Source organism: Marinobacter flavimaris, from assembly GCF_002933295.1.
GTDB lineage: Bacteria > Pseudomonadota > Gammaproteobacteria > Pseudomonadales > Oleiphilaceae > Marinobacter > Marinobacter flavimaris.
Genome location: NZ_PSSW01000063.1, coordinates 1 through 257, shown reverse-complemented (window position 1 = coordinate 257; position 257 = coordinate 1). Strand labels below are relative to the sequence as shown.

Genomic DNA, 257 nt, shown 5'->3' with positions numbered 1-257 from the left:
TACGATGTAGAATACGCGGCCTTGATTGAGCAACAGCTCAAACGCTCTTTAAAAAGTTGACCAAGTAATTCGTGTGGGCGCTGGCCGAGGTATTTCGGATATGAAATATCAGGACAGTGACTCGTCGAAATTGAGTTTTGTCTTGAGCAAGAATAGAGAATCTTCGGATTCTTGTATGATTTAAACTGAAGAGTTTGATCATGGCTCAGATTGAACGCTGGCGGCAGGCTTAACACATGCAAGTCGAGCGGTAACAG

At 44.0% G+C, this 257-nt stretch carries 1 rRNA gene; it reads left to right on the top strand.

The features are described from left to right. Nucleotides 1-182: 182 nt before the first annotated feature. Nucleotides 183-257 (top strand): 16S ribosomal RNA (locus tag MDHKLMBL_RS20755); the annotation flags it as partial.